The sequence below is a fragment of the Bradyrhizobium arachidis genome (assembly GCF_015291705.1).
Lineage (GTDB): Bacteria > Pseudomonadota > Alphaproteobacteria > Rhizobiales > Xanthobacteraceae > Bradyrhizobium > Bradyrhizobium arachidis.
Map to the genome: position 1 here is coordinate 4,657,781 of NZ_CP030050.1, position 21,246 is coordinate 4,679,026.

A 21,246-nucleotide genomic window follows, 5' to 3' on the forward strand; every position below is an offset into this window, starting at 1 on the left:
TGCTGTTTGAGTTCTGGGTTACAGGGGTGGACTTAAGGGGTCGGCAAAGGCGGCGGCTGGCGACTGCGCAAGTAGCGCTCGCGGAAGCCGAACACCGCGTCCGCGAGGCCGAGGGCGGTCAGCAGGACGAGGCTCACGCTGAACATGAAGATGATGGCGTATGCAGCAGCGAGCCAGAATCCGCGATTGGCGAGGTCGCGTGTGATGGTGTGCAGAACGGCAAGGCCGATCAGCGCATAGGCCACCATCAGCACGGTCGTGACGATGACACCCAGGATGCCGGCCATTCCGCCGGAGAAGCTGAAGGCAAGCGCGACACAGAGCGCCACGAGCGTCATTGGTGGCAAGCTCGTGCTGCTGAGGTCCGGCCAGGGCCGATGCAGCTTGCCTGAAACAGCCGCGACTTTCGCGGCAAGCCAGAGATTGAGGGTGAGCGTCGTCATCTGCGAGGCCGCAACCAGAACCGGCGTCACGGCGACCATCAGGCTGACGCGGGGATCGCTCTCAGTGACGGTCGTATCGCCCACCAGCGAGAAGATCCTGGCGAAGCCGCGGCGCATCGCGTCGCCGATTGCCGACGCGTCAGTCCCGAGCGACAGCAGAGATCCTGCGGTGAGAAGCGTCGCCAGTGCCGCGATCCACAGCAGGATACGCCCGAGCGGATACCATTCGACCTCGACGGCAGCCGCATCGGCCACCGTCGTACCGCCAGTGACGGACCGTCCAAGCATGGCGAGATGCCCGAGCCACCAGGCCGGCAACGCGATCGCAAGACCGTAACCCAGGGCCAGAGGCATGCTGAGCGCACCGCCGATGACGAGCATGGCGGCGAGACCGCCAATCGCGCCGCAGAGCGGGCCCCAGGCGATCGCAGCCAGCATGAGCGGCAGGGGAGCAAGGCAAACCAGGACGAGCGAGATCAGCGCGCCCGACACGATCGAGGCGAACATCAGGGCCGACGCAGCGCCGGCGATCAGGGCTATCAGTCCAAAGGCCATCATCAGCTGTCCCGCTCCCTTCGAGCGGTTAGAGGCGTCTCGCCCCAACCATCGGCGACCGGACGACCCGGAAGCCTTATGAGATCAAAGAGTGCGACCGGCGGCGGTGGCGCCGCCGGCCGAATTCGTCTTAGCGAATGACGTAGGGCAGGAGGCCCAGGAACCGCGCGCGCTTGATGGCGCGGGCGAGCTCACGCTGCTTCTTCGCGGACACGGCGGTGATGCGGCTCGGCACGATCTTGCCGCGCTCGGAGACGTAACGCATCAACAGCTTGGAGTCCTTGTAGTCGATCTTCGGCGCATTGGCGCCCGTGAACGGGCAGCTCTTGCGACGACGGAAAAACGGACGGCGTGCACCAGCTTCAGCCATTGATCTTACTCCCCATCCGTCGTGGTTTCAGCTTCTTCGCGCGGACGGCGCGGGCCGCGATCACCGCGGAAGCCGCCGTCGCGATCGCCGCCACGGAAACCACCCTCGCGGTCGCCACGGAAGCCGCCACCTTCGCGGTCACGGAAGCCGCCGCCACGGTCATCACGCTCGCGATCGCGATCGGCCTTGCGCATCATCGCGGACGGGCCTTCCTCAAGCTCCTCGACGCGAACGCTGAGATAGCGGATCACGTCTTCGCTGATGCGCTCCTGGCGCTCGATCTCGGCGATCGCCGCAGCCGGCGCGTCGATGTTGAGCAGCACGAAGTGCGCCTTGCGGTTCTTGTTCATGCGGTAGGTGAGGGAGCGAACGCCCCAATTCTCGGTCTTGGTGACCTTGCCGCCGAGACCTTCGACGATCCCGGTCATCTGCGCAGTCAGCTCTTCGACCTGCTGCGTGCTCGCGTCCTGACGCGCGAGAAAGACATGCTCATAGAGAGCCATGATGGTCCTTTCCTCGTGTTGGCGCATCGCCCGGCGTCAAGCCCTTAAGAGGCCTTCGGAAAGGACTCTGGGATGAAGCTCAGAAGGCGGAAACACGGGACGACGGGCCGACTGGCCCTGCCACACCAAAATCACGAATGATTTGCTGAGACCGTCCGTTCAGCTCCCGGCCGGGGTCTGCGGATGGCGCGCTTATACGGATTTTGGCCGGCTTTGCAAGGTTGCCGGTCACCTTTTCGGCCCGGATGGTTCCGGTGCGGTTCCGGTCTAACCCACCTCCGCATACCACATTCCGGCTTGAATTATTTGTTTGTATGTCATACAAATAAATCGAGCGAGAGATTTTCATGGCCAAAAAGTCTGTCCCTGAACCGATAGAGGCGGCCGGCGACCCCAAGCACGCGGTGCGCGCGACACGCTCGGCCGGCCGCAAGATGCGGTCGCTCCTCCTGGACGCGGCGAGCCCGCTGTTCCGGGAGCGGGGGCTGTCAGGAGCCTCGATCACCGACATCGCGGAGGCCGCGAACGCGTTCCCGAGCCAGATCACCTATTACTTCCGCACCAAGGAGGCGCTGTTCGTCGAATGCGCCTGCCGCGATCTCCTGTATCTCGCGCGCGCGACCGAGCAGGCTGCTCAGAAGGCCCGCACGCCGGCGGAATACACCTACGCGCTCGCCGAGACCGTGACGGCAAGCGATTCGATCGCCTTCTTCGCCGAAGCCCTGACACTGACGCGGCGGCGCCAGGATCTCGCGCCTTTGGTCGAGCGCACCATCGAGCGCCTGCACAGCGAAGGCACGCGCGCCTATGCGGGCCAGGTTGCCCGCCACGGCTGGCGTTCATTGCGTGCGCCCGACGAAAGCTCGCGGCGGTTCTGGGCCGTCGCCATCGGCGTCATCCTCGAAGGCTACGCGATGGGCCGCTCGCCCGACGCGCTCTGCGCCGAGATGCTGCGCGTGCTCGGCGAGCAGGCAAAATCGACAAACGACACCGCGCGCCTGCGTCTCGTCGACGAGCGCGGTGCATTCGGCAATTCCAACGAAGAGGGCTAGTCCATGACCGCACTTCGCATGCGTGCCCGCGATTTCCTGACCGACGATCAACTTGCCGACGTGCGCCAGCGCGTGACGTGGAAGGGCGTCGCGCTGATCGCGCACGCCTGGGCGCTTATCATCGGTGCGATTGCGCTCGTGGCGTGGTGGCCCAATCCGCTCACTTACATCTTCGCGGTCGCGATTATCGGCTCGCGCCAGCTGGGCCTTGCGATCCTCATGCATGACGGCGCGCATGGCTGCCTGTCTGCCGACGAGAGGACCAATCTGGCGCTGAGCCAGTGGCTCTGCGCCTATCCGCTCTTTGCCGAGACGCGCAGCTATCGGCGCTATCATCTCCAGCACCACGCGCGCACGCAGCAGGAGGACGATCCTGATCTCGTGCTGTCGGCGCCGTTTCCCATCACGAAGCTCAGCTATCGTCGCAAGTTCATTCGCGACATCACCGGGCAGACCGGCTATCAGCAGCGCAAGGCGCAACTCCTCAACGCGCTGGGACCGAAGGATTGGCCGTGGCGCCAGCGCGCCGCGCATTTCTGGGAGAAGCTCGGCCCGCAATGCCTCGTCAACGCCGCGATGTTTGCGGCGTGCGCGACGGCCGGCGTGTGGTGGGCCTATCCGCTGCTATGGCTGGTGCCGCTGCTGACCTGGATGATGGTCATCACCCGCATCCGCAACATCGCCGAGCACGCCGTCGTGCCTGACAGCAGCGATCCCCTGCGCAACACCCGCACCACGCATGCAAACTTCCTCGAGCGCCTGTTCATCGCGCCGTACTACGTCAACTATCACCTCGAGCATCATCTGCTGTTCTACGTGCCCTGCTACTATCTGCCGAAGGTGCATCGCCTGCTGACCGCGAGCCGGCATGCCGGCCGCATGGAGGTGCAGCCCGGCTACGCCGCGGTGCTGCGGCTCGCGACCGCGAAACCCGACCGGGACGACCGTCCGGGTCAGCTGGTCAACAGCGCGCGCCGCGCGCAGGCGGGGGCGGCGGTCGATGCCAACCAGACCAATGGTGGATTCTAGGGGCCGCATCCCCAGGTGAATGCCGGCCGAAATTCCTATCTTGGCTTGACATTCCGGCCCTAGACGGGTCTACGGCCCCCTTTGGAGCGTGATCCGGAACCATGGCCCAAGGCCGCGCGTAATCGGCTGCCGGTTCTCGCAAGTGATCACGCCCGACAAGCAGGGAGCGCCGATGACGGCAGCATTCACATTTCCGGGGCAGGGGTCCCAGGCCGTTGGCATGGGCAAGGCCCTGGCCGATGCGTTTCCGGTGGCGCGCGCCGTGTTCGACGAGGTCGATGCCGCGCTTGGCGAGAAGCTGACGACGACCATCTGGGATGGCCCGGCCGAAACCCTCCAGCTCACCGAGAACGCCCAGCCGGCGCTGATGGCGGTGTCGATCGCCACCCTGCGCGTGCTGGAGGCCGAAGCCGGGTTTTCCGTCGGGCGGGATGCGGCCTTCGTCGCCGGCCACTCGCTCGGTGAATATTCGGCGCTGGCCGCGGCTGGCAGCCTGACGGTCCCCGACACCGCGCGGCTGCTTCGCACCCGCGGTCTCGCAATGCAAAAAGCCGTTCCTGTCGGCGTTGGCGCGATGGCCGCGCTGCTTGGCCTCGACTATGAGGCGGCCATTGAGGTCGCGGGCGAGGCTGCGCAGGGGCAGGTCTGCCAGGCGGCCAACGACAATGGCGGCGGCCAGGTGGTGGTCTCCGGCGACAAGGCTGCGGTCGACCGCGCCGTCGAGATCGCCAAGACCAAGGGCGCCAAGCGCGCCATGTTGCTGCCGGTGTCCGCGCCGTTCCACTGCAAGCTGATGCAGCCTGCCGCCGACGCCATGGCCGAGGCGCTGGCCAAGGTCACGATCACGGCGCCGGCTGCGCCCCTGGTGTCGAACGTGCTGGCGAGCGCCATCACCGATCCCGACGAGATCCGTCGCCGCCTGATCGAGCAGGTCACCGGCACGGTGCGCTGGCGCGAGTCGGTTGCCTATATGGCAGGGCAGGGCGTCACGCGCTTCTTCGAGATCGGCGCGGGCAAGGTTCTGACCGGACTCGTCAAGCGCATTGCCGACGGTGCCGTTGGCGTTGCGGTCGGCGGTCCCAACGACATTGCCGCCGCCAAGGATGCATTGGCCGCTGCGAAGCAGGCTTAAGGTTGCGCACGATCTTGCCGGAAAACCGCTACGCACTTTTCCGGATCGTGCTTTGGAGGAGTTTTCGATGTTCGATCTGACTGGCAAGAAGGCGCTCGTCACCGGCGCGACCGGCGGCATCGGCGGCGCGATCGCGCAGGCGCTGCATGCGCAGGGCGCCACCGTTGCGATTTCGGGGACGCGGAAGGAAGTGCTGGATGAGCTTGCCGGCAAGCTCGGCGAGCGCACCCATGTATTGCCCTGCAACCTCTCCAAGGCCGACGAGGTCGAGGCGCTGGTGCCTGCCGCCGAAGCTGCGATGGGGCAGGTCGACATCCTGATCGCCAATGCCGGCATCACCCGCGACAATCTCTTCGTCCAGCTCCGCGATGAGGACTGGGAGGAGGTCATCAACGTCAATCTGACCGCGACCTTCCGCCTGGCGCGCGCCGCGACCAAATTGATGATGCGTAAGCGCTTCGGCCGCATCATCGCCATCACCTCGGTGGTCGGCGTCACCGGCAATCCCGGACAGGGCAACTACACCGCGTCCAAGGCTGGCCTGATCGGCATGATCAAGACGCTGGGCGCCGAATACGCCAAGCGCGGCGTGACCGCGAACTGCATCGCGCCCGGCTTCATCAAGACGCCGATGACCGACGCGCTCAACGACAAGCAGCGAGAGACGATTCTGACCAAGGTTCCGGCTGCTCGCCTCGGGACGCCCGAGGACATTGCGGCCGCCGCCGTTTACCTGAGTTCGAACGAAGCAGCCTACGTCACCGGCCAGACCATCCACGTCAATGGCGGCATGGCCATGATCTGAAACCCTCGTCCCGCACTGCCCACGCGGGCGGTGCGGGATGCGGCAAACGGCCGTTTCCGGAGCGAAATGAGGCTTGTAGTCAAGGCAGTTGAAGTATGATAACCGGACCTTCAACGGATGGGCAAAGAACGCCATTGCAGGTTTTTGAAACCCTGTATATTGGCGATGCGGTGCCTTGGCCGTCGTTCGCCGGGCCCAGCATCGGTTTGGATGGGGCCAAATCAAAGTTCGTAAGCGAAGGCAGTAACACGACCACGACGGCTCGTATCGTCCCGGGGGGTCGGGTCTACAGGGAACAACACGAGGTTAAGCAATGAGTGACATTGGCGAGCGGGTTAAGAAGATCGTGGTCGAACACCTTGGTGTTGAGCCCGAGAAGGTTGTCGACAACGCGAGCTTCATCGACGACCTCGGCGCCGACAGTCTGGACACCGTCGAGCTGGTGATGGCGTTCGAAGAAGAATTTGGTTGCGAGATTCCGGACGACGCCGCGGAGACGATTCTCACCGTCGGCGACGCCACGAAGTTTCTCGAGAAGAACGCGAAGAGCTAAGGCTCTTCATTTTCGCGGGGACAACATTGAAACCGGACGGGCCGCTTGCCAGCGGTCAGCCGGTTTCTTGTTATTGGCCGTGAATCTTTCGATGCGGAGTTTTCGGATATGAGGCGGGTTGTCGTCACGGGTCTCGGCATGGTCTCGCCACTCGGCTGCGGCGTCGAGCCGACCTGGAAACGCATCCTCAACGGTGAGAGCGGTGCGCGGCCGATCGAGAGCTTCGATGTCTCCGATCTGCAGACCAAATACGCTTGCACCGTCGTGCGCGGCGACGGCAGCAACGACACCTTCAATCCCGACAAATGGATGGAGCCGAAGGACCAGCGCAAGGTCGACGACTTCATCATCTTCGGCATGGCCGCGGCCGGCCAGGCGCTCGACGATGCCAACTGGCATCCCGAGACCGAAGAGGACAAGTGCGCGACCGGCACCATGATCGGGTCCGGCATCGGTGGCCTCAACGGCATCGCCGACACCGCGATCCTCTTGAAGGAGCGCGGACCGCGCCGGGTGTCGCCGTTCTTCATTCCGGGCCGCCTGATCAATCTCGCCTCCGGCTACGTCTCGATCGCCCACGGGCTGAAGGGACCGAACCATTCCGTGGTCACGGCCTGCTCGACCGGCGCGCATGCGGTCGGCGATGCCGCCCGCCTGATCGCGCTGGGCGATGCCGACGTGATGGTCGCAGGCGGCGCCGAATCGCCGATCAGCCGCATCGGCATTGCCGGCTTCAATGCCGCGCGTGCACTGTCGACCAGCTTCAACGACACGCCCGAGAAGGCCTCGCGTCCCTACGACAAGGACCGCGATGGCTTCGTGATGGGCGAGGGTGCCGGCGTCCTCGTGCTCGAGGAGCTCGAGCACGCCCAGCGCCGCGGCGCCAGGATCTACGCCGAGGTGATCGGCTACGGCCTTTCGGGTGACGCCTATCACATTACGTCGCCGTCGCCCGATGGCGATGGCGGTTTCCGCAGCATGTCGGCGGCGCTCAAGCGTGCAGGCCTGTCGCCGTCGGATCTCGACTACATCAACGCGCACGGCACCTCGACACCGCTCGGCGACGAGATCGAGCTCGGTGCGGTCGAGCGCCTGCTCGGCAACGCCGCCTCCAAGGTCGCGATGTCCTCGACCAAATCGTCGACCGGCCATCTCCTCGGTGCGGCCGGCGCGATCGAAGCGATCTTCGCCATTCTCGCGATTCGCGATAATGTCGTGCCGCCGACGATCAACCTCGACAATCCGTCGGTCGAGACCGCGATCGACCTCGTGCCGCACAAGGCGAAGAAGCGTGAGATCAACGTCGCGTTGTCGAATTCTTTCGGTTTTGGCGGTACCAACGCGTCGGTGATCGTCCGGCGCCTGGTCCATTAGTTTGTGGTTGCGACGAATCCACCGTTTTGCCGTATTCGGCGATAGTCATGGAAGCGGGCGCGTGCATTGGCAGGGCAAGCGATTGCCAGGCTGCGATTGAACCGGCAGGATTCAGGTTGCTTCGATGAGTGAAAGGCCGCCCATTTCGCCCCGGAGCCCGCGGGCTGCGCTCGAGCCCGAGCAGGTCCCGCCGCCGCCGAAGCGATCGGACCGCGCGCGCAATCCCTTCGTGGTCGTCGGCAACGCCATCATCACCCTGCTGCTGATCGCCATGCTCGGCGCCGGCGGCGTCTATTATTACGGCCGGCAGGTGCTCGAGGCGGCGGGGCCGCTGAAGGAAGACAAGATCGTCAACATCCCGCAGCGCGCGGGCAAACGCGACATCGCCGAGACGCTGAACCGGGAAGGCGTGACCGACGTCAACCCATGGGTGTTCATTGCGAGCGTTGCCGCGCTGAAGGCGAGCTCGGACCTCAAGCCGGGTGAGTATTCGTTCCAGAAGAATGCGTCCTTGCGTGACGTCATCGCCACCATCGTCGAGGGCAAGGTGGTGCAGCACGCCGTGACGATACCGGAGGGCCTGACCTCCGAGCAGATCGTGGCGCGGCTGTCCGACAACGACATTTTCACGGGCAGCGTGCGCGAGCTGCCGCGCGAGGGCACGCTTCTACCGGAGACCTACAAGTTCCCGCGCGGCACCACGCGCGAGCAGGTGATCCAGCGCATGCAGCAGGCGCACAAGCGCGTGCTGGCCGAGATCTGGGAGCGCCGCAGCCAGGACATTCCGGTCAAGTCGCCGGAGCAGCTGGTGACGCTGGCCTCGATCGTGGAGAAGGAGACCGGCAAGCCGGACGAGCGCAGCCGTGTTGCTGCCGTGTTCGTCAATCGGCTGAAGCAGCGGATCAAGCTGCAGTCCGATCCGACCATCATCTACGGTCTCGTCGGCGGCAAAGGCACGCTCGGCCGTCCGATCAAGCGCAGCGAGATCACGCAGCCTTCGCCCTACAACACCTATGTGATCGAGGGCCTGCCGCCCGGCCCGATCTCCAATCCCGGCCGCGCCTCGCTGGAAGCCGCCGCCAATCCGGCCCGCACCCGCGACCTCTATTTCGTCGCCGACGGCACCGGCGGGCATGCCTTCACCGAGACCTACGACGCGCACCAGAAGAACGTTGCCAAGCTGCGCGCGATGGAGAAGCAGATCCAGAACGACACGGTCGAGCCGGCCGAGGATGCGCCGCCGCCGGCCGCCGCCGCGCCCGCCGCGGCCGATACGCCCACCGCGACCACGCCGGCGCGGCCCAACCAGCAGAAGAAGCCGCCGGCCCGCCCGGCGAATCCCGCTCCGGCCCGGCAGGGCGCGGTGCAGCCCTCGCCGCCGGTGGTCCAGCGCTAGGCTGGCTGCAGGTCTGCTACGGGACTTTGCGGATTCCACTTTCCTGCAAAATAGTCTTAAGATTCGCGTGGCTTGATGCCTCGCGAATCCTGCGTTTCCGGAGAAATTGACCTGATGGCGCTGTCGTCCATGACCGGCTTTGCCCGAAGCCACGGCGCAAGCGGGCCGTATACGTTCGAATGGGAATTGAAGTCGGTCAACGCCAAGGGCTTTGACTTGCGGGTGCGGCTGCCGCAGGGGTTCGACGAGCTCGAGGCCCATGCCAAGAAACGCGCCGGCGAGCTGCTCTCGCGCGGCACCGTCTACGCCAATCTCAACGTCAAGCGCGCCAACGCTGCGGCCTCCGTACGCGTCAACGAGGACGTGCTCAATGCCGTGCTCAAGGCCGCCGCGCTGATCTCCGGCAAGGTTGACGCCGTGGCGCCAAGCATCGACGGCCTGCTCGCCATCAAGGGCGTCGTCGAGGTCGCCGAGCCCGAGGGCGACGAGGAGGAGGACAAGGCCGCGCGTGCTGCCGCGGCCGAGGCCTTCGACAAGGCGCTCTCCGAGCTCGTTGCGATGCGCAAGCGAGAGGGCACCTCGCTCGGGCAGATCCTGACCCAGCGCGTCGACGAGATCGAGCAGCTGTCGAAGCAGGCCGAGGCCGCGCCGGGCCGCAAGCCCGAGGCGATCAAGGCGAGGCTCGCCGAGCAGATCGCGACGCTGCTCGACACCTCCGACCGTTTCGATTCCGACCGCCTGATGCAGGAGGCGATCCTGATCGCCACCAAGGCCGATATCCGCGAGGAGCTCGACCGCATCGCCTCGCACATCGCGCAGGCGCGCGAGCTGATCGGCAAGGGCGGCCCGATCGGCCGCAAGCTCGACTTCCTGGCGCAGGAGTTTCACCGCGAGGTCAACACCTGCTGCTCGAAGTCGAACGACATCGAGCTGACCAATACGGGGCTCGCCATGAAGAACGTGGTCGAGCAGTTCCGCGAACAGGTCCAGAATCTGGAGTGATCGATGACAGCAGGCGGTCACGGAACTGACGGGGTCGAACGGCGCGGATTGATGTTCGTGCTGTCCTCACCGTCGGGCGCGGGCAAGACGACGCTGTCGCGTCTGTTGATCGACCGGATGCCGGGCCTGCGCATGTCGGTCTCGGCGACGACGCGGTCGAAGCGGCCCGGCGAGGTCGACGGGCGCGACTATCTGTTCGTCGACAAGCCCAGGTTCGAGGCGATGGTGAAGGGCAACGAGCTGCTGGAATGGGCGACCGTGTTCGACAACAGCTATGGCACGCCGCGCGCACCAGTCGAAGCCGCGCTGTCATCGGGACAGGACGTGCTGTTCGACATCGACTGGCAGGGCACGCAGCAGCTGCGCGAGAAGGCGCGGGCGGATGTCGTCAGCGTCTTCATCCTGCCGCCGTCGGCGGCAGATCTCGAGAAGCGCCTGCACTCGCGCGCGCAGGATTCCGACGAGGTGATCCGCAAGCGCATGAGCCGCGCCAGCCACGAGATGAGCCACTGGGCCGAGTACGACTACATCGTCATCAACCACGATGTCGATGAGGCCTTCGCCGAGGTGCAGTCGATCCTGAAGGCCGAGCGCCTCAAGCGCGAGCGGCGGATTGGCCTCGTGGGATTTGTGCGAAGTCTGCAAGGTCAGCTTCAAGGCTAGGCTGCCTCAGCCGCGGTCCTTCCTGCGCCAGCCGTTCCAGCATCGCCGTGATCACGTCGATGTCGACCGCATCCTCTTTGTGCGCATCCTCTTTGCCTTCATCCGAGTCGCGATCGGCCGGAGCTTCTTCGGAAGCCTCGTTGGCCGCGAACTGCGGCGCTGACGTCTCGATCTTGAATTCGCCGTTGAATATGTCGGCCTCGTCGAGATCTGCGATCACTTTGCGAGCGGGAGCGGAGTGCGCTGCGATCCTGCCGATCGCACTGCTGAATTCGACGAGCTGCGCGGCTTTTGGTGGCGCAGCTTTCAGCTGCGCGGCTTGGGGCTGTATGATCTGGGGACGCACGGCATCGAAATCCACCGGGCCGGCCTTCTGCGCGCGCGAGGCGTCATCGAGCCAGGGGGCGCGGCCCGGATTTTCGTCCTGCGGCTCCCAATCGTCCCAATGCGCGCGGCGGTCGGCCTGGCGGGTGCGCCTGCCAGCGACGCGGTAGATGATGCTGGCGAGGACGCCGGCCAACGCCAGCGCGCCGCCGATCACGAGCAGCACCATCTGGAGCGAGCCGGCCGGATTGTAGGTGCTACTGTCTGCGGCCGCGAGCGCCGGGGATTTTGAAGCCTTTGTGCCCGGCGTTGCGACAGGCGCGGGCGCCGGCTCCGGCGCGGGTGATGTGGCCGCGGAGGCATCGGGCCAGGGCGAGGCGACGGCGGGCTGCTGCGCGCTGCTGTCAGCGGAGGGGTTCGCAGCCTGTTGCGTCGGCGCCGGCGTCGTCGGGACGGCCTGTGCGGGCGCAGCCGGTGCGGCGGCGGTCTGCTGCGGCTTCACATATTCGGCGCGTGCGTCCTGCACCGCGCGCTGGGGCGGCGCGGCTGCATCCGCCGCGGGTGTGTCGGCCGCAGTCTGCACCGGCTTTGCGCTGTCCTTGCCGCCTTCGGCACGGAGATACCAGCATTGCCGCTTGGTCGAGCGCTCGACGCGGTAGTACCAGTGCTGGCCCTGCGGCGCGATGCCCTTCGGCGAGGCGAGACAGTCGGCGGCGGCGTTGGCCGCGCTCGATGCAGCCGGCGCGTTCTGCGAGACGGCAGCTATGGGCGCGCCGGCAACGATGCTGCCGATCAGCGCGGAAATGAACTTTGCGGTGCGGTTGCCCATCCTGGTCTCCCGTTTACGCATGACGCAACTCTCAACTGCCGCTTTGTCATCAAAGACTTGGGTGGCAATGAGCCGCAAATCCGGAGAGGATGTGGCTTGAATCGGGCCCGCGCGATGGTCGTTCCACCGCGAATTAAGGCATCTTCCTTAACGTTATTGCTTCGTCGAACGCCAGGTTCCACCGCAGCCGTCGGAACAGCGCCAGGTGCCGGAACCGCTTCGTCCCGCGAGGCGGCCGGCGCCGGTAAAGGTCACGCCGTTGCCCGTGCAGGAGGTCCGCCACGTGCCGCAATGCGACGCGTGGGGAGCCTTGAAGCATGAACGGCCGAGCGCCTAGCCGGGCCGTCGCCCTTCGAGGCCTCCACTACCCTCCGGCACCTCAGGGTGACCGCGAGATAGAGCGGCGATCAATCCAGATTGCGAACGCGCCTTCTCCTTCCCGCGGCAGGTCAGTAGCGATAGCCGTACTGACCCGGGCAAACCCAATTGCCGTAGGTATCGTAGGTGCAGCCGCTATTGTTGTTGTAGTAGCCGTAAGCTCCTGCCGCGGCGGCTCCTACCGCAGCCGCTCCCAGACCATAGGCTGCGCCTCTGTAGGCGCCGCGATAGGCGGCATTGCGGTAGACACCCCTGGCGACCGGCCGTCCAGGTATCGGGCGGTATCCATAGCCGCGACCCGCCACGCGATATCCGCCGACACGTCCGGCATGAACAGCACCGCCCCGGACGTGGGCGCCGCGCATGCCTCCGCCTCCATGATACCCCCCGCCGCCACGGCGGGCATACGCCTCATCTGGAATCAGGCTCGCGGTGATCAGGACGAGAGCTGCCAGCGCAGCGAGAATGTATCGAAGCATGGCGTTCCTCCGTGAGTTGGGGTGCCGTGCAACACCGACGCGATACTGCGCCGTGAGGATCGGCGCCCTCCGAGAACCTCAGCTTCGCACCGGTGTCTGATTTGACTTAAATCAAGCATCCTCGCGGTGTGGGCTGCGCACGCATTGCTTTGGCAGCTCGCGCGCGACAGACGAATACTGGGAACAACTCCCACGCGGCCACGTCATCCATGAGACGAGGGAGATGCCCATGAAAACGCTCGTTGCGGCGATCGTATTTGCAGCCATGTCCGGGCCAGTCATCGCCCAGAACACGGGGCCGGCCCCGCAAACCGGCATGGACAGGCCGGAAAATACGAACGGTGCCACTGAGAGAGGGGCGATGGACACCACAGGCATGAACACCAATCGGGTCAACCCACCCGAGACGAAAGATGCGTCCAGAGAACGCAGGACGGGCGACAAGAAGAAGTAGGCGTTCGCAACGGCTCTCCCCATCCTGCGGTTTCCCCGTTGGAACGCCGGTCCGCCGCGCGCGTTGCCGCGCATGTCATCTGCCGACCCAAAAGGCTGGCTCACCGAGATCGGCGTCGCGACGTCGCGGCCAGCGGCGTTCATCGTCTTCGTGGTCTATGGCGTTGCCTGGATCACGCTGGGTAACGGGCTCGAATGGCACTCCTTCGCGACGCTGGCGACCTGGGGCATGACGCTGGTGATCCAGCGCGCCGAGCACCGCGACACCCAGGCGATCCACGCCAAGCTCGACGAGCTGCTCAAGGCCGGCGGGCGCGCCGATGCGATGACGGTCGATGACGAGGACGCGGAGGACGTCGAAAAGCAGCGCAAGGAGATTCGACGAAGCGGGTAGGGCGGCGCGGTCAGGTCAGATAGTCCGGCCTGAAATCGGCGAGCGCTTGCAGCTCGTCGCGCTGGAGCAGCTCGATCTCGCTGCCCTCCCACGCGATCAGGCCGCGATGCCGCAGCTCCTGGATGGTGCGGTTGACGTGGACGATCGACAGTCCGCAGGCATCGGCAACGTGCCGCTGCGTCATCGGCATCTGGAAGCAGCCGTCGGTGACGAGGCCGACGATATCGAGCCTTGCGGCGAGCTCGCAAATGAGATGCGCAACCTTGGGGAGGGCCGCCTGGGCGCCGAGGCGCGCGATCCATTGCCGCGAGATTGCCGCATCGATCAGCGTCTCGCGCCAGAAGGCGCGGGTCAGATGCAGCGAGCCGTCGAGCAGCTGCTTGAGGTGGGCGTGCGCGACATAGCCGACGACCGACGGTCCGAGGCCGACGAGGTCGGCGTCCATGGGCGAGACCAGCAGCGTGTGCAGGCACGGCATGTCGCCGGGAACGTGGAACGCCAGGATCTGGCTGCGATCGCCGACGATGCGGGCCTGGTAGAGGAAGCCGCTGACGACGAAGACACAGCGCGAGGCGGCCTCGCCCTGGCGCAGAACGATCTCGCCATCCGCGACCTGGCGCAGCGTCGACGGCAGGCCGGCGATCTGCCGCCGTTCGTTTTCGGAGAGACCTTCAATCGCCTGGAGACGCGCGATGAACTTCGGATGCGGCATGAGTGGAGACGCGCCTCAGCCGTCCCGCGGCATGGGAGCTTCGCGCAAGCGCTGCGACAGCTTTGCGATGGTCCAGTCGGAGACGGGCAGGCTGCGGAACTCGCGGATGGCGCGAGCCAACTCCTGATCCGACATCGGCCGGACCGGCTCTGCCAGCGTGCCGTCTGCGAAGGCGTGGCTGATGCTGGCGAGGTGCGCGCTCGGACCCGCTGCGAACAGAGAGCGGATGCGCTCCACGATTGTCGTTGGGATCATGAGAAGGCCGGTTCGGTCCGCAATCGGGGTGACGGGGTGGTGCGATCCGGTGCCGTCCGCGACTCCGTTAGCAACCTGTGCTTCCGCTTCGCGTTCTAGTCCGCTGAACGCAGGCCAGAGGTATCATTTGATAGAGCTGGCGTGATTTTTGGCGGCCGCTATGGAAAAAGCCCACGACGTGCTGATCCGGAACCTCGGCGAGCACACCAAGCTCGCCGCGGAGGATGTCGCCGAAATCCGCGCGCTCACCTTCACCCAGCGCGATTTCGCGCCAAACGAGGATTTCATCCGGCAGGGCGACGAGCCCGAGCATTCGGCGCTGGTCGTCTCCGGCATGGTGGCGCGCTACCATCTGCTCGGCAGCGGGCGACGCCAATATCTCGCGTTCCATCTTTCCGGCGACCTGCCTGACTCCCAGGGCCTGTTCATCGACCAGATGGACCATGCGCTCTGCGCGCTCGGGCCCGCCACGGTCGCCTTCATCCCGCATCGCGAATTGTTCATCGCTTTCCGGCGGCGGCCGACGTTCGGACAGGCGGTCTGGCGCGAGACGTTGCGCGATGCCGCGATCTTCCGCGAGGCCATCACCAACAACAGCGCCCGGCCGATGCAGGCGCGCATGGCGCATCTGTGCTGCGAGCTGTTCTACCGCGCCCGCGTCGCGCAGCTCGTCCGCGGCAATCGCTGCCGCGTGCCGATCAGCCTCACCCAGCTCGGCGAGACGCTGGGCATGGCGATCGCAACAGTGAACCGGACGCTCGCCGAGCTCAGGCGGACGGGAACGATGGATCTGCGCGAGGGCGAGCTGATCGTGCTGAAATGGCGCGAATTGCAGCGGCTCGGGGATTTCAATCCGGCCTATCTGCATCTCAAGCCGCAGTTGGTGCGGTGAACGCGTAGCGCCAGATGGCTAGCCTTCGGCCGCGGCCACGCCACCCAGCACTTCGTCGAAATGCTTCTTCACCCAGTCGTTGCAGGAGCAGGCCCGGGCTTCGAGCGCCAGGGCATCGAGGATCAGGATGGCGCCGCGGCGGGTCGCGAGGATGCGCCTCGCCTTGAACATCTGGATCACGCGGCTGGCATAGCTGCGGGATACGCCGAGCATGCCGGCGAGCTGCTCGTGGGTGAGGGGGACCTCGGGGCCGCCGATATGCTCCTGCGCGGAGAGGATCCATTTGGCGGCGCGCTGCTCGATCGAATGCGCGGCGTTGCAAGCCGCGGTCTGGAGCAGCTGCGCGAACTGACAGTCCGCATGGCGCGAGAACAGCTCCTGGAGCGTCACTGACCTCTGCTGCGCCTGCTCGAGCGCACGCAGCGGCAGCCGCACCAAGCTGCCGGCGAGCTTCACGACGATGCGTGAATAGGCCAGCGAAGGGTTGCGGCCGGCAGGGATGCCGATCACGCTCCCGCGGCCGACCAGCAGGCTCTCGACCTCGCGGTCGTCCTCGACCGGCACCGCGAACGACACCAGCGTCGGGCCGCAGGGGAAATGAACCACCGCGACGTCGTCGCCGGCGTGATGCAGGATATGGCCGGCCTCGAGTTCGACCGGTTGGAGGTGAGGCGCGAGCAGTTCGAAATCCTGAGGGCTGAGCTGCTGGAGAAGATCGTTCGGGGGCCGACCGGTCACATGTGTTTCTCTGGCCGGGAATCGGCACCGGTCAGAACCCTACGTTTCATCGGCGGAACCGACGGTTCCAAAGTGCACACAAGGGCTTCGCGAACGTTGAAAAGTCGGCGGCGCAGGCTTGCGGAAATTCGTAAGCCGCCGGCCGCATGGCGGCACTCATGCGGTCGTCTTCGCGCGGTCTGTGCAGGAGTGAACATTGTGGCTTTGCGGATCGGCGTAATGTCGGCAGCCGCCGGGCGTCGGACCGCGTGCGCTCTGCCCGACGGACCGCCGGTCCATACGCCGCCGGGCCGGCGGGCCTGAGGACGATGATCGTCAGCCGAAGCGCGCTTCGCAGTCGTGAAGGAAGCGGCTGTGCGCTACATGCGCGCGGTAGGCGTCGATCGCCCTGTTGGCGAGCATCAGCTGCCGGCGTTCGCCTAGCCTGAGCTGCGCTTCGATCGCGTCGAGAATGACGTTGGCGGACTCGTCGGGAGCACCGAGCTCGCCGCTCTTCTCGAGGGCGCTCCAGGCGATGAAGAATGCGCTTTCGACGGTGCAGCGAATGGTCATGCGCTGCCAACGCGGAGCAGCCCGAGCCGTTCCGCGCGGTGTCGTGCCCTTGAGCAAAAGTCGTGCGTTACTTCAGCGAGCTGCTGATCGAGCCGAACTTCGTCTTCAGCGATGTGCCGAGATTGTTGATGACCGCGATGATCGCCAGCGCGATGCCGGCGGCGATCAGGCCGTACTCGATCGCGGTGGCGCCGGACTCGTCGGCCAGAAAGCGTCGGATGGTCTGCATGGTCTCACCAGAATTCCAGAAGCAAGCTGGCGAGGACGATAATCCGCACGCGCGAGGTTCCCCAATCCGGAACCCCGCCTTGCGTCAATTCCGAGTTAATTGCGCAAGAGAAAGGGGCGGCGAGACCTGCGCCTCGCCGCGAATGGCGCCATCAGTTCTTCAGCACGATGCGGCCGACGACCTTGCCGGCGCGCAATTCGTCGATCCATTTCTGCACGTCGCCCATCGGCTCCTCGCGCATCGGCGTCGGCTTGATCTTGCCGGCGCGGGCGAGCGCCATCAGCTCGTGAGCCTCGGCAAGCGTGCCCACCATGAAACCTTCGACTGTGAGGCGCTTGTAGACCCATTGCACCATCGGCAGCGTGAACTGGCCGCCCATCAGTCCGGAGACAACGACCTTGCCGCCGCGCGCGGCGACGGCCACGGCGAACGCCATCGACTTCTCGTTGCCGGCGAAGTCGACGACCTCGTCGAAACCGCCTTCGGTCTCTTTCAGGATGCGCTTGATCACGTCGGCCTCGGACGGATCGTATGCGATCGCTGCGCCGTTCTTCAGCGCGGTCTCGCGCGCGGCGGGGGAGAGATCGGCGACCGTGATCGGTTGCCTGAACATGGCCTGCGCGAACGACAGGCCCATCATGCCGACGCCGCCAAGACCGATCAGCAACAGGTTGCGCTGGCGCGGACGGTCGACCAGGCGCTTGAGTGCGCCATAGGCGGTGACGCCGGAGCACATCAATGTCGCGGCCTGGTTGACGGGCAGGGGATCGTAGTCGAGCAGATATTTCGCGTCGGGCACCAGCACGTGGGTGGCGAAGCCGCCGTCGATGGAAACGCCGAGGAAGCGCTGCTTCACGCACAGATTCTCGTCGCCATTCTTGCAGTCGCGGCATTGGCCGCAGCCGATCCAGGGGAAGACCGCCTTCTTGGCACCGACGAGCCCGGCCGGAACGTCCGGGCCGACTTCGTCGACGATTCCCGCGATCTCGTGGCCAAGCGTGAAGGGTAGCGTCATGCCGCGGGTGGTGTCGAGCTTCTTGCCGCCACCGAGATCGGCATAGCCGTCCTGGATGTGCAGGTCGGAATGGCAGAGGCCGCAGCGCTCGATGCGCACCAGCACCTCGCGTCCTTGCGGCTTGGGCGTGTCGACGATGGTCTCGCACAGCGGCGCATCGAATTTGACCAGGGACTGCCGACGCATCAACGCCATATTCCTTCCTCCGAAATTAGCTCATTGTTTGAGCATGATCGCTTTCGGAAAACCGCTTCACACTTTTCCGGATCATGCTTCTTCGCTGCGTATATCGGCCAATTCACGTGCCATGGCAACAAAGCCGGAGATGGGAATGGTCTCGGCGCGGCGCGTCGCATCGACGCCGGCGGCTTGCGCAAGCCGCGCGGGATCGACGCCGAGCGATTTCAGGCTCTGGCGCAGCATCTTGCGACGCTGGCCGAAGGCGGCGGCTGCGACCTGCTCGAGCAGCCTGCGATCGCACGGCTGCGGTTCTGGACGCGGGACGAGGCGCACGACGGACGAGGTGACCTTCGGCGGCGGTACGAATGCGGACGGCGAAATGTCGAACAGGATCTTGGTTTCGCAGCGCCAGTTGGCGAGCACACCGAGCCGGCCATAGGCCTCCTCGTCCTCGCGCGCGACGATGCGCTCGCCGACCTCGCGCTGGAACATCAGCACCATCATGTCGTACCAGGGCGGCCAGGGCTCGATGGTGAGCCAGTTGATCAAGAGCTGGGTCGCGATGTTGTAGGGCAAATTGGCGACGATTTTCGCGCGTTCACCTGCGAGCAGCGGTCGCGGGTCGAAGGTCATGGCATCGCCGTGCACGATCTCGAGCCTATCAGGGTAGCGCGCGGAAATATCCTGAAGCGCCGGGATCGCGCGCTCGTCATGCTCGATCGCGATGACACGCTTTGCGCCGAGCGCGAGCAGCGCGCGCGTCAGCCCGCCGGGGCCGGGGCCGATCTCGACGATGGTGGAATCTTCGAGCGGCGCGGCCGCACGCGCGATGCGTGCGGTGAGATTGAGGTCGAGCAGGAAATTCTGCCCAAGCGATTTGCGGGCCGACAGCGCGTGCTGGCGAATGACCTCGCGCAGCGGCGGGAGGTCGTCGATCGCGCTCATCAGGGTTTGGCAGCCGCCATGCGGCCTGCGAGCTGAAGCGCCGCGATCAGGCTGGCCGGATTGGCCTTGCCGGTGCCGGCGATGTCGAAGGCGGTGCCGTGATCGGGCGAGGTGCGGATGAAGGGCAGGCCGAGCGTGACGTTGACGGCATCGTCGAACGCGACCGTCTTGATCGGGATCAGCGCCTGGTCGTGATACATGCAGACCGCGCAGTCATAGGTGTTGCGCGCGGCATCGTGGAACATGGTGTCGGCGGGCAGCGGACCCCTTGCCTCGATGCCGTCGTTGCGCAGAACTTTCAGTGCCGGCGCGATCACCGTCTGCTCCTCGTGGCCGAGCGAGCCGTCCTCGCCGGCGTGCGGATTGAGGCCGGAGATCGCGATCCGCGGCCGTTCGATGCCGAAGCGGGATTTCAGCTCGCTCGCGACGATGCGAACGGTCGAGACGATCAATTCGCTGGTGAGCTCGGTCAGCGCATCGCGCAGGGCGACGTGGATGGTCACGGGCACGACGGCGAGCCGCGGCGACCACAGCATCATCACCGGCTGCGGCACGTGGCCGTTCTCCGCGGCAAGCTCGGCGAGGAATTCGGTGTGGCCGGGATGACGGAAGCCGGCGCGGTAGAGCACGCTCTTGGCGATCGGGTTGGTGACGACGGCGCCGGCGCGGCCCGCGCGGACGTCCGCGACCGCCTGGCGGATCGAGGCGAGCGCGGCCGGCGCGCTCGATGCGTCGGGCGTGCCGGGCTCGGCGCTCGCGCGCTCGCCGGTCGCGACCACGGGCAAGGCCTCAGTGAAGGCGGCGGCGGCCTCGGCGGGGCTCACCGCGGCGATCCTGACATCGGCGCCGAGCGCTTTGGCACGGCGGGCGAGGCTGGCCTCGTCGCCGAGCAGGTAGAAGGCAGGCAGCTTCAGCTCGCGGCGACGGAGCCAGGCGGCGATGGTGATGTCGGGGCCGATGCCGGCGGGCTCTCCCAGGGTCAGGGCGAGGGGCTTTGTCGGAGCGCTGGCCATCAGCGGTTGCGATATTCGATCATCGCGGCCTTGCGGAGCTCGTCGAGATAGGCCTTCTGGGTCTTCTCGTACTTCTCCTGATACATCTTCTCGCGGATCTCGCGCTTCTTCGGCGTGTCGATCGTGGTCGGCTTGCGCGAGCACAGCACCACCATCTCGATGCCGGCTCTGGTCACTTCGGGCGGGGTCAGATGGCCGACCGGCGTGTCGTCGAGCACCTTGCGCAGCGCCTCGGGCAGGTCCGCGGTGGTCTTGGTGACGCTCTCGCGGATGGTGGCGTTCGGTGTCGAGCGGAACAGCGAATTGGCTTCCTCGCAGCTTCCGACGCGGGCGCGATAGCCCTCGGCCTCCTTGTGCCGGGTCTCGATGAACGCCTGGGACGAGCCGCGCGGCACGATCAGCACGATCGGCTGCATCTTGTATTCGGTGCCCTCGATCTGGAGCTTCTCGTTGCCGCCTTCGCGCACCTTGTCGGCAACGTCCTTCTCGCCGACCATCAGCTTCTCCTTGAAGCGGCCGCGCACGAGGCTAGTCCAGACCATCTCGGACTTCATGCGGCCCTTCAGCGTCTCGGGGCGTACGCCTTTGGTCTCGAGCGACTTGGTGAGCTGCTCCGACGAGATGCGCATGCGCTGCGCCATGCCCTCGTAGGACTGGTTGATGTCGGAGACACCGGGGTCGACGCCGTACTTCTTGCCTTCCTTGATCTTCACCTTGTCGTCGATCAGCTCGTTGATGACCTCCTGCCGGCTCGGGGTCTTCTGCGTCGTCAGCTGGTCGAGCTTGGAGCGCTGCTCGATGTCGAAATCGGTGATCGGATCGCCGTTGACCATGACGACGATGTTCTGCGCCCGCGAGGGCGAGGGCAGGCCGGTCAGGACCAGCCCGGCACTGATGGCGAGGAGGAAGCGGAAGACTGGCAATGGGGTCGTCATGAGTGTCGCTCGCATGCCCGCCGTCGCAAGCCCGGGAAGAGGCAAA

At 65.8% G+C, this 21,246-nt stretch carries 26 protein-coding genes; 12 read left to right on the plus strand and 14 right to left on the minus strand.

Going from position 1 to position 21,246, the window contains the following annotated elements:
• Window positions 1-32 precede the first annotated feature (32 nt).
• From WN72_RS21475 to rpsF, 3 genes are all read right to left on the minus strand, one after another.
• Window positions 33-1,001 carry a DUF2232 domain-containing protein gene (locus tag WN72_RS21475; RefSeq protein WP_092216662.1) on the minus strand — a complete coding sequence of 323 codons (969 nt, stop codon included), beginning with the start codon at window positions 999-1,001 and terminating at the stop codon, window positions 33-35.
• Between the two features lie 127 nt (window positions 1,002-1,128).
• A complete protein-coding gene (gene rpsR, locus WN72_RS21480; protein WP_007592020.1) occupies window positions 1,129-1,368 on the minus strand; it encodes a 30S ribosomal protein S18 in 240 nt (79 codons plus the stop codon).
• 5 nt (window positions 1,369-1,373) lie between these two features.
• Window positions 1,374-1,871: a 30S ribosomal protein S6 gene (gene rpsF, locus WN72_RS21485; RefSeq protein WP_027557572.1), complete on the minus strand. Its 498-nt coding sequence runs from the start codon at window positions 1,869-1,871 to the stop codon at window positions 1,374-1,376.
• Window positions 1,872-2,218: 347 nt separating this feature from the next.
• On the opposite strand from rpsF, the gene WN72_RS21490 reads away from it, so the two are divergent.
• The 9 genes from WN72_RS21490 to gmk all read left to right on the plus strand — a co-directional run bounded on the left by WN72_RS21490 (window position 2,219) and on the right by gmk (window position 10,877).
• Window positions 2,219-2,923, plus strand: a complete 705-nt coding sequence (locus WN72_RS21490; protein ID WP_092216661.1) for a TetR/AcrR family transcriptional regulator C-terminal domain-containing protein — start codon at window positions 2,219-2,221, stop codon at window positions 2,921-2,923.
• 3 nt (window positions 2,924-2,926) lie between these two features.
• Window positions 2,927-3,952 (plus strand): fatty acid desaturase family protein, encoded by a 1,026-nt coding sequence (locus WN72_RS21495; protein WP_092216660.1) that lies wholly within the window; start codon window positions 2,927-2,929, stop codon window positions 3,950-3,952.
• A gap of 172 nt (window positions 3,953-4,124) precedes the next feature.
• The gene (fabD, locus tag WN72_RS21500; protein WP_027557575.1) at window positions 4,125-5,084 is read left to right on the plus strand and encodes an ACP S-malonyltransferase; all 960 of its coding nucleotides are present in this window, start codon (window positions 4,125-4,127) and stop codon (window positions 5,082-5,084) included.
• Between the two features lie 67 nt (window positions 5,085-5,151).
• Entirely contained in the window at window positions 5,152-5,889 is a 738-nt protein-coding gene (gene fabG / locus WN72_RS21505; protein ID WP_027557576.1) for a 3-oxoacyl-[acyl-carrier-protein] reductase, read from the plus strand.
• Window positions 5,890-6,202: 313 nt separating this feature from the next.
• Window positions 6,203-6,442, plus strand: a complete 240-nt coding sequence (locus WN72_RS21510) for an acyl carrier protein (protein WP_008551805.1) — start codon at window positions 6,203-6,205, stop codon at window positions 6,440-6,442.
• Window positions 6,443-6,550: 108 nt separating this feature from the next.
• On the plus strand, window positions 6,551-7,816 hold the full coding sequence (fabF, locus tag WN72_RS21515) for a beta-ketoacyl-ACP synthase II (RefSeq protein WP_092216659.1): 1,266 nt from the start codon (window positions 6,551-6,553) through the stop codon (window positions 7,814-7,816).
• Window positions 7,817-7,940: 124 nt separating this feature from the next.
• Window positions 7,941-9,212 (plus strand): endolytic transglycosylase MltG, encoded by a 1,272-nt coding sequence (mltG, locus tag WN72_RS21520; protein ID WP_092216658.1) that lies wholly within the window; start codon window positions 7,941-7,943, stop codon window positions 9,210-9,212.
• Window positions 9,213-9,326: 114 nt separating this feature from the next.
• Window positions 9,327-10,214 carry a YicC/YloC family endoribonuclease gene (locus WN72_RS21525; protein ID WP_027557579.1) on the plus strand — a complete coding sequence of 296 codons (888 nt, stop codon included), beginning with the start codon at window positions 9,327-9,329 and terminating at the stop codon, window positions 10,212-10,214.
• A 3-nt stretch (window positions 10,215-10,217) separates the two neighbouring features.
• Window positions 10,218-10,877, plus strand: a complete 660-nt coding sequence (gene gmk / locus WN72_RS21530; RefSeq protein ID WP_027557580.1) for a guanylate kinase — start codon at window positions 10,218-10,220, stop codon at window positions 10,875-10,877.
• Here gmk and WN72_RS21535 read toward each other — a convergent pair.
• Entirely contained in the window at window positions 10,810-12,030 is a 1,221-nt protein-coding gene (locus WN72_RS21535) for a hypothetical protein (RefSeq protein WP_167380867.1), read from the minus strand. The genes gmk and WN72_RS21535 overlap by 68 nt on opposite strands.
• Window positions 12,031-12,479: 449 nt before the next feature.
• Complete coding sequence (locus tag WN72_RS21540) at window positions 12,480-12,887, minus strand: hypothetical protein (RefSeq protein ID WP_084334123.1); 408 nt, start codon at window positions 12,885-12,887, stop codon at window positions 12,480-12,482.
• Window positions 12,888-13,116: 229 nt separating this feature from the next.
• Between WN72_RS21540 and WN72_RS21545 the strand changes: the two genes are divergently transcribed.
• Together WN72_RS21545 and WN72_RS21550 are read left to right on the plus strand one after the other, a co-directional pair.
• Window positions 13,117-13,341: a hypothetical protein gene (locus tag WN72_RS21545; protein ID WP_141262992.1), complete on the plus strand. Its 225-nt coding sequence runs from the start codon at window positions 13,117-13,119 to the stop codon at window positions 13,339-13,341.
• A gap of 72 nt (window positions 13,342-13,413) precedes the next feature.
• Window positions 13,414-13,734 carry a low affinity iron permease family protein gene (locus WN72_RS21550; RefSeq protein ID WP_027557584.1) on the plus strand — a complete coding sequence of 107 codons (321 nt, stop codon included), beginning with the start codon at window positions 13,414-13,416 and terminating at the stop codon, window positions 13,732-13,734.
• 10 nt (window positions 13,735-13,744) lie between these two features.
• Here WN72_RS21550 and WN72_RS21555 read toward each other — a convergent pair whose 3' ends face one another.
• Window positions 13,745-14,446 carry a Crp/Fnr family transcriptional regulator gene (locus WN72_RS21555; RefSeq protein ID WP_092216656.1) on the minus strand — a complete coding sequence of 234 codons (702 nt, stop codon included), beginning with the start codon at window positions 14,444-14,446 and terminating at the stop codon, window positions 13,745-13,747.
• 15 nt (window positions 14,447-14,461) lie between these two features.
• Window positions 14,462-14,701, minus strand: a complete 240-nt coding sequence (locus tag WN72_RS21560) for a hypothetical protein (RefSeq protein WP_092216655.1) — start codon at window positions 14,699-14,701, stop codon at window positions 14,462-14,464.
• 160 nt (window positions 14,702-14,861) lie between these two features.
• Between WN72_RS21560 and WN72_RS21565 the strand changes: the two genes are divergently transcribed.
• Window positions 14,862-15,593: a Crp/Fnr family transcriptional regulator gene (locus WN72_RS21565; protein ID WP_092216654.1), complete on the plus strand. Its 732-nt coding sequence runs from the start codon at window positions 14,862-14,864 to the stop codon at window positions 15,591-15,593.
• An 18-nt stretch (window positions 15,594-15,611) separates the two neighbouring features.
• On the opposite strand, the gene WN72_RS21570 is transcribed toward WN72_RS21565, so the two are convergent.
• From WN72_RS21570 to WN72_RS21600, 7 genes are all read right to left on the minus strand, one after another.
• Complete coding sequence (locus WN72_RS21570) at window positions 15,612-16,331, minus strand: Crp/Fnr family transcriptional regulator (RefSeq protein WP_092216653.1); 720 nt, start codon at window positions 16,329-16,331, stop codon at window positions 15,612-15,614.
• A gap of 315 nt (window positions 16,332-16,646) precedes the next feature.
• On the minus strand, window positions 16,647-16,883 hold the full coding sequence (locus WN72_RS21575; protein ID WP_027557589.1) for a hypothetical protein: 237 nt from the start codon (window positions 16,881-16,883) through the stop codon (window positions 16,647-16,649).
• Between the two features lie 67 nt (window positions 16,884-16,950).
• Window positions 16,951-17,112: a Flp family type IVb pilin gene (locus tag WN72_RS21580; RefSeq protein ID WP_027557590.1), complete on the minus strand. Its 162-nt coding sequence runs from the start codon at window positions 17,110-17,112 to the stop codon at window positions 16,951-16,953.
• A gap of 151 nt (window positions 17,113-17,263) precedes the next feature.
• Window positions 17,264-18,322: an alcohol dehydrogenase gene (locus tag WN72_RS21585; RefSeq protein ID WP_092216652.1), complete on the minus strand. Its 1,059-nt coding sequence runs from the start codon at window positions 18,320-18,322 to the stop codon at window positions 17,264-17,266.
• Between the two features lie 72 nt (window positions 18,323-18,394).
• Window positions 18,395-19,252, minus strand: a complete 858-nt coding sequence (gene rsmA / locus WN72_RS21590; protein ID WP_027557592.1) for a 16S rRNA (adenine(1518)-N(6)/adenine(1519)-N(6))-dimethyltransferase RsmA — start codon at window positions 19,250-19,252, stop codon at window positions 18,395-18,397.
• The gene (gene pdxA / locus WN72_RS21595; protein WP_092216651.1) at window positions 19,252-20,265 is read right to left on the minus strand and encodes a 4-hydroxythreonine-4-phosphate dehydrogenase PdxA; all 1,014 of its coding nucleotides are present in this window, start codon (window positions 20,263-20,265) and stop codon (window positions 19,252-19,254) included. Before pdxA ends, rsmA begins: the two co-directional genes overlap by 1 nt.
• On the minus strand, window positions 20,265-21,200 hold the full coding sequence (locus WN72_RS21600; protein WP_027557594.1) for a SurA N-terminal domain-containing protein: 936 nt from the start codon (window positions 21,198-21,200) through the stop codon (window positions 20,265-20,267). The genes pdxA and WN72_RS21600 overlap by 1 nt, the downstream gene beginning before the upstream one ends.
• Window positions 21,201-21,246: the final 46 nt, after the last annotated feature.